At 35.3% G+C, this 14,406-nt stretch carries 12 protein-coding genes and 4 tRNA genes; 2 read left to right on the forward strand and 14 right to left on the reverse strand.

Annotated elements, in window-relative coordinates; translation table 11 throughout:
* Positions 1-154 precede the first annotated feature (154 nt).
* From era to A9G43_RS07865, 8 genes are all read right to left on the reverse strand, one after another.
* Positions 155-1,060 (reverse strand): GTPase Era, encoded by a 906-nt coding sequence (gene era / locus A9G43_RS07830; RefSeq protein ID WP_065608050.1) that lies wholly within the window; start codon positions 1,058-1,060, stop codon positions 155-157.
* Entirely contained in the window at positions 1,057-1,731 is a 675-nt protein-coding gene (gene rnc, locus A9G43_RS07835; RefSeq protein WP_065608054.1) for a ribonuclease III, read from the reverse strand. Before rnc ends, era begins: the two co-directional genes overlap by 4 nt.
* Before the next feature lie 11 nt (positions 1,732-1,742).
* Positions 1,743-2,744 carry a signal peptidase I gene (lepB, locus tag A9G43_RS07840; RefSeq protein WP_065608060.1) on the reverse strand — a complete coding sequence of 334 codons (1,002 nt, stop codon included), beginning with the start codon at positions 2,742-2,744 and terminating at the stop codon, positions 1,743-1,745.
* Between the two features lie 48 nt (positions 2,745-2,792).
* Positions 2,793-4,589: a translation elongation factor 4 gene (gene lepA, locus A9G43_RS07845; RefSeq protein WP_065608062.1), complete on the reverse strand. Its 1,797-nt coding sequence runs from the start codon at positions 4,587-4,589 to the stop codon at positions 2,793-2,795.
* 155 nt (positions 4,590-4,744) lie between these two features.
* Positions 4,745-5,728, reverse strand: a complete 984-nt coding sequence (locus A9G43_RS07850; RefSeq protein WP_081298077.1) for a MucB/RseB C-terminal domain-containing protein — start codon at positions 5,726-5,728, stop codon at positions 4,745-4,747.
* Positions 5,729-5,734: 6 nt separating this feature from the next.
* Positions 5,735-6,313 carry an RseA family anti-sigma factor gene (locus A9G43_RS07855; RefSeq protein WP_065608066.1) on the reverse strand — a complete coding sequence of 193 codons (579 nt, stop codon included), beginning with the start codon at positions 6,311-6,313 and terminating at the stop codon, positions 5,735-5,737.
* Between the two features lie 50 nt (positions 6,314-6,363).
* A complete protein-coding gene (rpoE, locus tag A9G43_RS07860; RefSeq protein WP_065608068.1) occupies positions 6,364-6,936 on the reverse strand; it encodes an RNA polymerase sigma factor RpoE in 573 nt (190 codons plus the stop codon).
* Positions 6,937-7,160: 224 nt separating this feature from the next.
* Positions 7,161-9,644, reverse strand: a complete 2,484-nt coding sequence (locus A9G43_RS07865; RefSeq protein WP_065608069.1) for a class I adenylate cyclase — start codon at positions 9,642-9,644, stop codon at positions 7,161-7,163.
* Between the two features lie 115 nt (positions 9,645-9,759).
* On the opposite strand from A9G43_RS07865, the gene A9G43_RS07870 reads away from it, so the two are divergent.
* Positions 9,760-10,371, forward strand: coding sequence for an NUDIX hydrolase (locus A9G43_RS07870; protein ID WP_081298078.1), 612 nt, complete (start codon positions 9,760-9,762; stop codon positions 10,369-10,371).
* A 356-nt stretch (positions 10,372-10,727) separates the two neighbouring features.
* Positions 10,728-11,528, forward strand: a complete 801-nt coding sequence (locus A9G43_RS07875; RefSeq protein ID WP_065608071.1) for a YdgH/BhsA/McbA-like domain containing protein — start codon at positions 10,728-10,730, stop codon at positions 11,526-11,528.
* A 262-nt stretch (positions 11,529-11,790) separates the two neighbouring features.
* Here A9G43_RS07875 and A9G43_RS07880 read toward each other — a convergent pair.
* The 6 genes from A9G43_RS07880 to A9G43_RS07905 all read right to left on the reverse strand — a co-directional run bounded on the left by A9G43_RS07880 (position 11,791) and on the right by A9G43_RS07905 (position 14,180).
* Positions 11,791-11,865 (reverse strand) — tRNA-Gln (locus tag A9G43_RS07880).
* 187 nt (positions 11,866-12,052) lie between these two features.
* Positions 12,053-12,127, reverse strand: a tRNA-Gln gene (locus A9G43_RS07885).
* Between the two features lie 25 nt (positions 12,128-12,152).
* Positions 12,153-12,237 (reverse strand) — tRNA-Leu (locus A9G43_RS07890).
* 37 nt (positions 12,238-12,274) lie between these two features.
* Positions 12,275-12,351, reverse strand: a tRNA-Met gene (locus tag A9G43_RS07895).
* A gap of 116 nt (positions 12,352-12,467) precedes the next feature.
* Positions 12,468-13,565, reverse strand: a complete 1,098-nt coding sequence (locus tag A9G43_RS07900; protein ID WP_065608073.1) for a multifunctional CCA addition/repair protein — start codon at positions 13,563-13,565, stop codon at positions 12,468-12,470.
* Entirely contained in the window at positions 13,566-14,180 is a 615-nt protein-coding gene (locus tag A9G43_RS07905) for a TIGR04211 family SH3 domain-containing protein (protein ID WP_065608075.1), read from the reverse strand.
* Positions 14,181-14,406 lie beyond the last annotated feature (226 nt).

Here is a 14,406-nt window from a genome sequence, read left to right on the forward strand (position 1 = left end):
ATTTTATTCTGAGGTTAATTTTAACTCACAATATATCCACCCAATAAACACGTTTATGATTCCATTTATAGCCTAGCTTTCGGATATGATAAAAAAACATTTACGTTGGGGTTTCCTATCTACCTGAACAATGACAAAAAATTGAGTAAGATTTTTAATCATCACTATACCCCAAACTCCGCAACGCTCGTTCATCATCGGCCCAGCCTGCTTTGACTTTTACCCAAAGCTCTAGATGGACTTTGTTATCAAAAAATGACTGCATGTCTTTACGTGCTTCAATACCAATTTTTTTGATTTTTTCACCTTTGTTGCCGATGACCATTTTCTTTTGTCCATCGCGTTCAACTAAGATTAATCCGTTAATTCGGTACATTCCGTTGCGTTCATCAACTTTGAATTGTTCAATTTCAACAGTTACTGAGTAAGGTAATTCGTCACCCAAAAAGCGCATAAGTTTTTCGCGGATGATTTCCGATGCCATAAAACGTTGCGAGCGGTCAGTAATGTAATCTTCAGGGAAATGGTGTTCGCCTTCTGGTAAGTGTTTTTTAACGATATCTTTGATAATATCTACACCTTCTCCTTTTTCTGCGCTAATTGGCACAACATCAAGAAAGTTAACTTTTTGGCTTATCGCTTGAATATGCGGTAATAATTGAGTCTTGTCGATGACGTTGTCAATTTTATTAATCACTAACAAGACTGGGCTTTTGCAGTCTTTGAGTTTGTTGGCGACCATTTCGTCGTCGTCATTCCAATGGGTGCCTTCAACCACAAAAATAACGAGTTCAACATCCCCTATTGAGCTGCTTGCAGCACGATTCATTAAGCGGTTTATGGCTCTTTTTTCTTCAATATGAAGTCCGGGGGTGTCGATATAAATAATTTGGTCATTATCCTGCGTGTCAATACCCACAATTCGGTGACGGGTCGTTTGCGCTTTGCGTGATGTAATCGAAATTTTTTGACCAAGCAATTGGTTTAGTAGCGTTGATTTACCTACATTTGGTCGGCCAACAATGGCGACAAATCCACAATGTTGTGTTGTTTCTGTCATTTTATACCTAATTGGTTGAGTGCCTCTTGTGCGGCAGCTTGTTCTGCTTTTCGGCGACTTAAGCCACGACCTAAATATTCATGGCTATCATTGTCAATTTTACATTGAATCAAGAATTCTTGTTCGTGGTTATCGCCAGTTACTTCAAGAATTAGATAACATGGGCGCGGGCGATGAATTCCTTGTAAGTATTCTTGTAATCTTGTTTTGGCATCTTTTTGTTTAATACCAGGTTGAATTTGTGTCAAGCGACTTTGGTACCATGATAAGATTAGTGAACGAACTGTGTTGAGGTTGCTATCTAAATAAATGGCACCAATTATGGCTTCTACAGCATCAGAAATAATCGATTCGCGACGAAAACCACCACTTTTTAGTTCACCTTGCCCTAAAATAAGGTGATCGCCCAATTTGAAATCTTTACCAATTTCGGCAAGTGTTTGCCCGCAAACGAGTGTTGCGCGCATTTGGCTTAGGTCACCTTCATCTTGTTTGATAAAACGGTGATATAGTTCGTCGGCTATAACAAGACTTAAAATAGAATCCCCTAAAAACTCTAAACGTTCGTTATGTAGCTTATTAGCACTTCGATGAGTAAGTGCTAATTCAAGTAGGGATGTATCTTGGAACATATAGCCGATTGATTTTTGAATTTTAATAAATTTTTTCATAATTATAGCTATCAGTGTATACCGCCAATACGACTAAAGCGGATACCTGTTGGCCATTCGTTTGGTTGTTTTTCAAAGCTGATCCAAATTGCGGTTGCTTTACCAACAAAATTAGCTTCAGGTACAAAACCAAAGTATCGACTATCACCACTGTTATCGCGGTTGTCACCCATCATAAAATAATGACCTTGTGGTACAATCCAAGTGGCTATCGGTTGTCCATCCTGATGATAAAAATAGTTAGGATTTTCTTGTGAACCTAGGGTGGTTAGAATATCGTTTGGTGTGTCCCCTAGAGTTTCTTGTTGAATATTCATATCCAATGTCACGATAGACTGAGAATCGACAATACCTTTATCAGCATATTGTTTTAGCGTATAAAAATTAGGGTTTGGTTTGAACTGTTCATGTACTTCTTTCCAGTTACTTGGTCTTGGTTTGCTGTAATGCAAATTGAGTGGCTGTGATTGTTGCCCTTCGCAATTCGTATCTGTTGCTTGGCAAGCTGGATAGATTAAAATTTGCTTTTCTTTTACCAGATAGACGATTTTGTCACCCGGTAAGCCGACAACACGCTTTATAAGATCCATTTGGGGAACATTTGGGTGTTTAAATACGGCAACATCACCACGTTGTGGTTGTCCTGTCGGAATAATGACGGTGTTAGTAATAGGATCACGCACGCCATAAGAAAATTTTTCAACAGCAATAAAGTCACCTATTAGTAATGTCTGCATCATTGATCCTGATGGAATTTGAAACGGCTCATAGATGAATGAACGTATAACAAACACGACAAACAATACCGGAAAAAACGATGCTAAATTTTCAATCCAACCTTTGGGTTTACCCACTTGAGCAAGTATCTTTCCATCAACTTCGCCATTGCTTTGGGTACGGATTTCTTCAACTTTACGTTGTCTTGCTGGTTTCCATTTGAATTTTTCTAAAAACCAAAAGATACCAGTAATGAGTGTTGCTAGTGCTAATATGATGGCAAATGTTCCAGCCATTTTTTTCCCTCTTTAAATAAATCTTTTTATTGATTTGTTTTTAATTAGTTAATCTTTTCCTACATGCAAAATGGCTAAAAAGGCTTCTTGCGGTAATTCGACATTACCTATTTGTTTCATGCGCTTTTTACCTTCTTTTTGCTTCTGTAAAAGTTTCTTTTTACGACTCACATCGCCACCATAACATTTGGCTAATACATTTTTGCGTAGTTGTTTGACCGTTGATCTTGCTATGACATGATTACCGATAGCCGCTTGTATGGCAATATCAAATAGTTGACGAGGAATAAGATCTTTCATTTTTTCAACTAATTCTCGTCCACGATATGGTGCATTGTCTTTGTGGGTAATTAAGGCTAATGCGTCAACACGTTCACCATTAATTAATACATCTAACCTTACCATGTCGGCAGCTTGGAATCGTTTAAAACTGTAATCTAATGATGCATACCCACGCGAAGTCGATTTTAGTTTGTCAAAAAAGTCTAATACAACTTCGGTCATTGGGATTTCGTACGTTAAAGCAACTTGATTGCCATGATAAACCATATTAGTTTGCACACCACGTTTTTCAACACAAAGTGTGATGACGTTGCCTAAATAAGTTTGCGGAACTAATATGTTACATTCTGCTATTGGTTCGCGTAATTCTTGAATGTTATTTACTGCTGGTAACTTGGCAGGACTATCAACGTAGATAATGTCATTTGATGTAGTTAGTACTTCATAAACAACCGTCGGTGCAGTGGTTATCAAATCAAGGTTGTATTCACGCTCTAGTCGTTCTTGAATGATTTCCATATGTAATAAACCAAGGAAACCACAACGGAATCCAAATCCTAAAGCTCCAGAATTTTCTGGCTCATAAAACAACGAGGCATCATTTAGGCTTAACTTGCCAAGGGCATCACGAAAAGCTTCGTAATCGTCAGAACTGGTTGGAAATAATCCAGCATAAACTTGTGGTTTGACCTTTTTGAAACCAGGTAATGGATTTTGCGCAGGTGCTTTTGCTAAAGTTAAGGTGTCGCCCACTGGCGCGCCTAGTATATCTTTGATCGCACAAACAACCCAACCGACTTCACCACAATGCAGGCATTGTTTGTCAATTTGTTTAGGGGTAAAAATGCCAAGTCGATCAACGTTATAAGTCATACCGGTACTCATTACTTTGATCTTATCACCTTTGTTTAATTCACCATTTTTGATGCGAATTAATGAAACTACACCTAAATAATTATCAAACCATGAATCGATAATAAGTGCTTGTAATGGTGCTGTCGAATCACCTTCTGGTGGTGGAATATCACTGACTAATTGCTCAAGTACATCAACAACGCCAACGCCAGTTTTTGCCGAGCAACGCACTGCATTGCTTGCATCAATACCTACAATGTCTTCGATTTCGGCTGCAACGCGCTCTGGTTCAGCCGCTGGTAAGTCAATTTTGTTTAGAACTGGTACAACTTCAAGATCCATATCTAACGCGGTGTAGCAGTTTGCCAGTGTTTGAGCTTCAACACCTTGTCCTGCATCCACAACTAATAACGCCCCTTCACAAGCAGCTAGCGAACGCGACACTTCATAAGAAAAGTCAACATGACCTGGTGTGTCAATAAAATTGAGCTGATATATTTCGCCATTTTTAGCATGATAATCAAGGGTTACACTTTGTGCTTTGATCGTGATGCCACGCTCACGCTCAAGATCCATTGAATCAAGTACTTGAGCTTCCATTTCACGATCCGAAAGCCCACCACAAATTTGTATTATGCGGTCTGAAAGCGTTGATTTACCATGGTCAATATGAGCAATAATTGAAAAATTGCGGATATTTTTATTCATATTAATAAATTATAATTAGTATCTTGGTTATTAACGGTTAACTATCTAAAATGCCTTTTGGTTATGACCAATATCGCTAATAATTACATAGTCAGAAAGTGAAATATTTTACACTTTTATCGCTACCAAGCATAGCGTTATTAAGAAGTTTGCACTTATTTCTGAACAATATTTTGTGCAATACGTTCAATAGTAGTACGAGGTAAATTACCTATGATGATAATGTTTTTGTGACCTAAGTTGGTTGAATAAATAGTCCTTCCACCTTGTTGAATAATTTGATTAGCTTGTTTAGCTTGTTCAGATGAGATATTGACCGTAAACGAAAATACGCCATCTGAAAACAATTTAGTCGCGATATCAGAACTATAAAAATTCAAATTATAAGCAGCTACTTCTTTAAATCCTTTAGGTAACCAAGTTAGTCGCCATTGGTCGAGCATGTTATTTTGTTTTTCTATCGACAATAAAATTGGATAAGTTCGACTGTTGATATAATCTAACTGTTTTTTCTTATCGAAATTTTTATCTAGTTGTATTACTTTAATCTGATTAATGATGTCGCTATTTTGATCTAATAAATCGATCCTAATTGGTAAATAAGTTTCATCATCAATCCAAATTTCGTAGCTATAACGATCCTGTTCTTTTGCTGTGATTTTGACCAACTGAGTACTTCTATTAGCCGTTCTTGCTTTGCCTAATGAGATAAAATCATAAACACCTTTAAGGTTATTAAAATTATTATAAACAACGTCAGGGAAAGCCTCGATAATGCGAGAACTAGTGATAGAAAATGATGAACTATTAGGCTGAAAGTAACTGGTTATGCCTTTATGTAAGATGATCTCTTTATCAGGACCTTCCAGATAGCGCAAGTAGGCATTAATATTTTCTTTTACAGGCGCACCTATATGGCTGTATTCGAATGAGGTTACATATTGATTTTTATCTTGTGATACGAAGTAAATACGGTAATCTTGCGTTTGTACAGCGTGGTTCATTTTGTTTAATAACGCAAAAGCATCCTCTATATCGTTGGCATAAATCGATACTGAGAAAAATGCAAAAAACAGAGCGAATATTATTTTTCGGCTCTGTTTTATAAAATGTTTGATAAAATAATTTGATGATTTCATTTCAAATTAGTGTGTATTTAATCTTTTTTGCAATTCATAATCTTGTACAAGCAATCTGATTTTGTCGTATTGTCGTTTTTCAAGTAATTGCTGATCGTTTTGTTGATGAATGCCACCTACAGGAGCCACACTTACACCAACTGGTACTGTATTTAATGTAGGGCTTGCACTGGCACTATCTGTTTGTCCTTGATTATATTGTACACCTGCAATAATCCCAAGAGTGACGCAAGCTGCAAGTCCAACTTGGCTTACCTTGCCTATAAAGTCTTTAACGTGGATCCAAATTAGGTTTTCAGCTTTTGGTGACGTGGTTTTGTCAATATTAGGTTGATCAGTAAGTTGATTGTATAAATCTTCAGTTGCTATCGCTTGAGCAATTTGACTAGAGATATCTAAAGTTAATGAACTACTATGATTTAATGAACTACTATGTAATTCACCTCGCATTGTGTCTCTGATAATATGGTAACGATGCCAGCATGATTGCAAATTTTCATCATTTAATACTTCATCAACAATATGGTCGTTTGTAAACTCACCATCCATAAGTAATGAAAGTTGCTCTTTCTGTTCTATTTGCATAGTAAATACCTTAAATTTATGACTACTAATTATTAATCAGTTTGTAGCCATTAACTGAGTAATGGTTTAATTTTTTCATCTATTGCATCACGTGCTCTAAAAATACGAGATCTCACTGTTCCAACCGGCACATCCATAACTTGAGCGATTTCTTCGTAGCTTAACCCTTCGATTTCGCGCAATGTAATTGCTGTTTTTAAATCATCAGGTAATGCTTCGATCGTTGCAAATACTGTTTTTTTTACTTCGTCTGAAAGTGCTAAATTTTCAGGATTATCAAGATCTCTTAATGAATCTGCACCTTCGTAACTTTCGGCTTCGCTAGCATCTATATCCGATGATGGTGGCCGTCGTCCTTGAGATGTTAAGTAATTTTTTGCTGTATTAACTGCAATTCGATACAGCCATGTATAAAAAACACTTTCACCTTTAAAAAGACTTAATGATCGATATGCCTTAATAAAAGTCTCTTGCACAACATCAGGGACTTCGGACGCTAATACATAACGAGAAACCAAATAAGCCAGTTTGTTTTGATAACGAACAACAAGTAAATTAAATGCATTTTTGTCTCCATTTAAAACGCGATCTACTAATACTTGGTCTGTTATTTGCTCCCCCATTAAAGGCCTTTCCTTATCTTATTATGTTAATAACTGACAATCGGCCCAAAGTTGTGCTGACATACAGTTAGATTCTTCAATTAGAAAAAAGTTCCCATTATTCTAATAGAAATTTAATTATTTTACTTATTAATTATGAATTTTTATTCTTTTTATACTCAAAAATATATTTTCCTGAAACTTTTTGACACGATTATATTCGAATAAGCTCGTTTGCCGAGCTTTTAATTAAGCGGAATGATTTCTCTTTCATCACGCTCATTATAAGTGATTTGATAAAATTGAGGTAGATTAAAATTAACTGAGCTACTGGTAGTAAATGTGAAACGATCGTCAGATAGGATATAAAATTCGTTTATATCTTTAACCATATTATCTCTTGAACCGTTGCAATTACGGTATATTTCAACTTGATTATGCTCGTTTAAAATGTAAAGATCAAACCCTGAATCAGTACTTTCAAAGAAGAATTGTATTATCCCAGCATAAGCAACGCTGTCAATTTCTTTCGGTAGTTCGTTAGTTTCGTCTAAAATGTTTAGTGGTCTGCCTTGTATTTTGTTATTTGATACAGCGCCATAAAAATCAATCGCACTTTCAAATTGATGGCATGATACACCTAATCGCTCAAAAAATAGATACCATGAAGCTCCATCAATTCTTAATGGTTTTACTTGCGTTGAGTTATTTTGTGTGGTAGTTAAACGTAAATCAATACATTCATCCATTAACTTTTTCATTTGTTGTTTGATTTCGTCGCTCAGGTATTCACTATAACAAAAGATTTCGAGCGAATAGGGTAAATCAGCATCTTTATGCATTCGATTTAGTAATTCCTTAATCGCCTGAAGCACTGATAGTGCACCGCTGAAATGGAGAACACGAATTTCGTTCCACGAATTACGATAAAGAAGATCAATTGATCCCACTAAACTTAGCTCATTTTTACCATAATTAAGTACACTATTAGTCACTTCATCGTCTAATTCAATGTTAGCTGTCGGATCGTCTTCTAAATTTAAAATAATAGCCAAATGGCGAATTTCGCATGGTCCATATAGCTGTTCTTCAGTTGCTGCTGGCACATCAATAGGAAAGTAATTTTTTAGATCAACGATCAATTTATTAATTTTCGAATTATTTCGGTTTTGGCCATCATGATAATAAAAGTCAGTGGTATCAGCGATTAAACCGTTAAAATAGCACCAACTTACTAGTTTTAATAAGTATTTGCTATATTCAAGATATTGATGACCAATAATTGATTGCAACACAGGTTTTTGATTGTAAACATACCATCCTGCTCGATTGATGCGATCTTCCGCAACATGAATAAACGTTAATGCCTCTTCTTGTAAATTATCAGATATATTGAGCTTTAAAGTTGTGATCTTTCCCGGTAATACTTCAAAAGCAGCATAGAGTTTACGTGTTAATATCGCCAGGTCTTGAGGACTAATTAAGGAGTCTAAATTATTACGACGACCAAAATTGAGTAAATTTCGATAGCCTGACATCATAGTGTGTAATAAGATTTCGTGTATTTCTCGGACTTGCCCTATTTTCCAAGTTTGGCATGCGTCTAATTTTGCAATTTGTTGCTCATCCCATCCCCAACTTTTCACTAGGTTACTCAAAATAATGCGACGCCATGACGGCGATTGCATTGGAATAGAAAGTTTCTCATTCACTTTTAAATAAAAGCAATTACGAATTAACTCAAGTCGCTCATAATCATTAATTTCAATAAGATATTTACTGATTCTGTCCAACAACATGTAATACGAATCCAGATACATCCCTTTATGAATTTTGCCTTTTTGAATCAGTTCCCTCATTTGATAAGCAACTGGTTTATTTTGTGGGTAAATCCATGAATACGCTTCTAATAATAGGGTTTTAAGTACCGCTTTAAAAGGTGAATCAATACTTTTATAAAGTTGCCATAAACTTGCTCCAAAATACTCTTGAGCTGATAATCCAGTTAGTGGACCAAAATCAATCCATTGATCCCGTTTGATTAAATTAAGCTCAACCATTGCTTTAATGCACTTTTCATAAGTAGGATATGTAACGTTATTCACGGTGAAATTATAAGGCACTGCAAACCAAAGCAAATATTTTCCTGCTAATAAATTTGCAGAACGATAAAATTCTTCGAGCAACAAAATATGTTGCGCCGATCCACAATTTTCGCCCATTAGACATTCATGATGCTTATTTATAAAACGATCAGCATCTACCACAAATAACGTTAATTGGACTTGCAAATTTGCTGCCCAGTCCTCGATCAAACGGCATTTTTGTTGTAATGCTTCTTTTTGTTGATCTGTTAAACTATTCTCAATACATATCCAAACATCAAGATCAGATTGAAATGACTGCCCAATAGAACAGGTACTACCCATTGAATATAAAGCAGATATTGTAGGGAGATTAATAATTTTATTTTCGTTCGCGGTTGGAATAAAATCGAATTCGGTTTTAAGCAGTTTTCTTACATCATCAGACAACTGATAACAAGCAATACCAGAAGGTATATTACCTTCCATATATCCTGGTAATTCAGGTGTATGATAATGAAAAAGAGCAGGAAGTAACAAAAATACCTGTTGAAATTCAGAAGACATACCTACGAGCGCGCGTTCACGTTTCAAAATGGCAAGAGCTTCAAGTTCTTTTTTTATGTTATTGATATAATATTGCATAGCTTCAGTTAGATAAAATACGCGTATTAAACTCGCGCATTAAATAAATCTAGCATGTTATTTGTATAAGGTAAATAGGGCAAAAATTTAAACCTCTCGAGTAAAATGAATAATTATGATAACAATTGAAAATATTGCTAAACAAATTCAAAAAAAAGAAACCGTAAAATTTATCAATAATAAAGCTGCGGTATTATTGCCTATCGTTGATATTGATCATAAATTGCATCTTTTATTTCAAGTTAGATCTAAAAAATTAAAATGGCAACCTGGAGATATTTGCTTTCCTGGTGGGCGTGTGGAATTATCTGATACCAATCCCGAATACACAGCTAAACGAGAAACAGTTGAAGAATTAGGTATATCTTTTAACCAAATAACAATTTTAGGACCATTACCCAAGTTTATTGCAACATTAGGTATGGCTATTTATCCATTTGTTGGCACAATCAATTCGCTTGATGATTTGCAACTAAATCATGATGAAGTCGAACAGATTTTTACCGTTCCTATTGAGTGGTTTATTCAAAATCCCCCTCAGCGTACAACAATGTTTGTCGGGCATAAACCAGCTGATGATTTTCCTTTTGATATCATTGTAAACCGATCGCCTAAATGGCAAAAAAGAGCTGAGTATTCTGTCTATTTTTATCAATATCATAATTGGATTATTTGGGGTTTAACTGCGCAGATTCTTAACTTTTTTATTGAAAAAATTAGAGACTAATCTGTACAGGAAATACAGTTCAGAAAAATTTTAACATTCTTAATTAGCACTAGATTAACTCTTTTTTTGACAATTCATTTCATTTTAAGCAATTAATGCTAGGCACCCTTCTATTTGATTAAAAGAACTTGAGGATTATTACTGAACGTCTTATAACAATAACAAGTTGTTTTACTATTTGTTCCTACCAAAACAACTATATGTCTTAACGCTTTTTACAAGTAGACAAGGACAACACATCAGGAGCTCTGCCAGTTCGAATACTTTCGAAGTAATATCAATCTATATCTACAAATAAAATAAGCGTTGAACAGCAATTCTCTATTTTAATAATTCAAAAATGAAGGAAATATATTATGAAACGTTTTACCAAATCTTCTATTGCGTTAGCCGTATTGTTATCATTACCTGTTGCTAGTCTTTATGCTGCTGAGCCATTAACTGCTGAAGAAAGTAGTCATTTAGTACCATTGAAAGAAATTTCTGTAACCGGAAGTTATTTACAGGCCGAAAATGCTGCTAAAGATATTTCTCGTGCTGCTGATGAAGCAGGCGCTAAATATTACTATATTACAGCAATGGAAAGTCCAGCCAATGGAACTTCCTCAGATCGTGCGATTGTTTATGCCAATATTTACAAATCTAACGCACCAATAGCCATACAGAAAGATGAAACTATTTATAATGGTGTAGTTTCTTATGAACGTTCAAAAGCTCTTTACTATTTACCGTTTGATGTTGTTAAATTTAAAGGTAATTACAATAACACTTCCGAAATCACCGAAGCTGCAAGTAAATTAGCTGCAAAAAAAAATGCTTATGCGTTTTATATCGACTCCATTTCGTCTGATGACATCAAAAACCAAGCAGAAGATATCGAAGTGGCTTTATATAAGCAAGACGCACCAGCTAGAGATTATATCGTCACAACTGCAATAGCAGGTCAAGATGCCTACGAAATTAGTAGCGAAGCGTTTAAACACATGACCCCATTTAGTACTATTAGCTTCCATGGTGTATTTAACAATACAGCAGAAATCAGTGCCGTCGCACAAAAACATGCGGTTGCTAATGGTGCACACTTTTATTATGTAAAAGAAATATCATCTAACTCTGCAAGCACGGCACAAACCGTTTTTGTTAACTTATATAAATAAGATTCGTAATTGAAATAAATCCCACGTGAGTAATTTGTTTTGCCCGTGGGATTTAACCAAAAAACGATCAAAGATCACATTATTTTTATTTTTTGTTTAGGTGTTTTTAATTAATGTCAATTAATTATCCTTTACTAAATAATAGACGATACCCCCGCCGATTTTAATCCACAAAGGCAAAAAAATTTGCTTATTTAAAACTACATTTAATAAGAAAGAATTGGAAAATAATAAGAAAGAATTGGAAAATAGATAACCTATATGGCTGGGGTACCAGGATTCGAACCTGGGCGTGGCGGGATCAAAACCCGCTGCCTTACCGCTTGGCTATACCCCAATATATAAAATAAAGATCACATTTGATACAAGGTGTGAAATTTTAACTTGCACACATCCCTAAACTAGGCTCCAAATCTAATGCGTCTACCAGTTCCGTTATACTCACATAAAAATATTGAGTAAATTAATACACCAACATTGATACAAATCAAAAAAATGAAATACCAAAATTATGTATATTGGAATGGCTGGGGTACCAGGATTCGAACCTGGGCATGGCGGGATCAAAACCCGCTGCCTTACCGCTTGGCTATACCCCAATATAGGATAGATATTAAGATTAAATGGTGCGGGTGGAGAGACTTGAACTCACACGCCTTGCGGCGCCAGAACCTAAATCTGGTGCGTCTACCAATTTCGCCACACCCGCATTAAATACTTCCTGTAAAAGTACTACCTAACCTTAATGGTGGCTACGACGGGATTCGAACCTGTGACCCCATCATTATGAGTGATGTGCTCTAACCAACTGAGCTACGTAGCCATTCATTTGCAACGTCATAACCAACACTGCGAAGCGCATTATGCTAGTGTTACGCCAAATCGTCAACCCTTTTTTTAAGATATTTTGAAAAAAAACGACAATTGATTGAGAGTTAGTCAAATCCAGTTTAATAACGCTTCAATTCGCCTTTTTTGTAACTCATAATGGATTTGTTTTCCTGTATAACCTTCAGAAATAATTTGCTGCACATTAACGTCATTAGCAATTTTATAAGCTTCTTTTATATAATTTGCTTGTGAAAACGATGTTGTTTTAGCAAAAGCTTGACTTGCGATAATTAATTGGTCAAGGTGCGAAGGATTGCGCCATACATCAATACTATTTAGCAAAGAAACAATTTTCTCAGCAGTCAGGGTTTGCACTCGTTCAAAATTATTTCGATATTGCTGAACCATGACGGCAACTTTAGTATAGTTGTTAGGTACTTTAATTTTTGCACATAATGCTTCGACTGCTAATTTGTTAGGTAACTGTGCACACAGCACTGCAAAACGGATAGTTAAATCATCAGTTAATAAAGCAGATTTTTTTAGTGCATCATTAATACTGGCGGTTAAGTCTAATGATGAAAATAATAAAGGAAATGCTCCACATTGCTCTAACACTTGAAAATAGATCTGTGGATTTAATGTCGACAATGCTTTTTCGGTTTCTTTCCATACACGCTCTGGTGTTAAGTAACTAACCTCACCGTCTAATACCATTTGTTTCATTAGCTCTATAGTTTCAGCTGCCACAGTAAAACCTAATCGATGAAAACGAGCAGCAAAACGAGCTACACGTAAAATACGTAGAGGATCTTCTCGGAAAGCTGGCGATACATGGCGTAAGATTTTATGTTTGATGTCATCAACGCCATGATATGGATCGATGATATTGCCATCTTCATCCATTGCAATAGCGTTAATTGTTAGGTCACGGCGAATCAGATCTTGTTCTAATGTGATCTCTTTACCAAAATCACAGATAAATCCAGTATAACCTCTACCGGATTTACGCTCAGTGCGAGCCAACGCATATTCTTCTTTCGTATGAGGGTGTAAAAAAACTGGAAAGTCTTTACCAACTTGTTGATATCCTAACTCCAAAAGTTCATTTGGTGTAGCGCCAACTATAACCCAATCATGGTCAGCAACAGGTAGACGCAACAATTTATCGCGCACACTCCCTCCTACAAGATAGATTTTACTCATCTATCTCATCCAGAGATCTCTTTTACGTCGACTAGGTATAATTCTTGGTAAAATAAGCCCTAAAATAAGACCTCCTCCAGCGACAAGACCACCATAGGTAAACCAAGTTATAATAAGATCACGCCGTTTATCATCCACTTGATTTAGCATTGACTCGATTCGTAAGTTTTGCTCTTTAACTTGTTTTTCTAAAACATTATTTTTATTTTGAAGTGTATCAATAGATTTTTCAGCCGATTGCAACTTTTGGACATAATCACTCATTAATTTTTGTTGATTTGCTTCGGCATTATCAACTTTGTCTTGATATTCTGCTAATTTAGCTTCTAATGCTGGAAAACGTTCTTTATAGCTAGGCTGTTCATTTAGCTTATTCGTTTCAATCCAAGCAGTATTACCACTCTTTAATTGAATGCGGGTGAATTTACCATCTGCACTTTTTTCAAGCTCAATGACCTTTGTTCCAGCTTTAACGGCATTAGAAAATGCATATTGCGAACCAGGACCTCGGCGCAAATAAATATCAACATTATCAGTCACATATTTGTCTATAGCGTAACCATCAAAAGAAATCGCAAAAAACGAAAGTAGTGCAATAATATTTATTTTTTTCATATAGTTCCAACAACCATCTATAAAGAATTTCATAATAACATAAATTGATAGCAATATAATATAACATAAAATAATATCAATTCTTATATTCATTTTATAATAAACGGCTTTAAAATCTAGAATAAAAGTATAATACAAAAATGAAATCGTTTACATTTTTTGAGATCTTAATCACAAAATATGAAATTAAAAATATTATTTTAGATAAATAGCCATTATTTTATAT

The sequence above is a fragment of the Gilliamella sp. Occ3-1 genome, from assembly GCF_001690655.1.
Classification (GTDB): domain Bacteria; phylum Pseudomonadota; class Gammaproteobacteria; order Enterobacterales; family Orbaceae; genus Gilliamella; species Gilliamella apicola_P.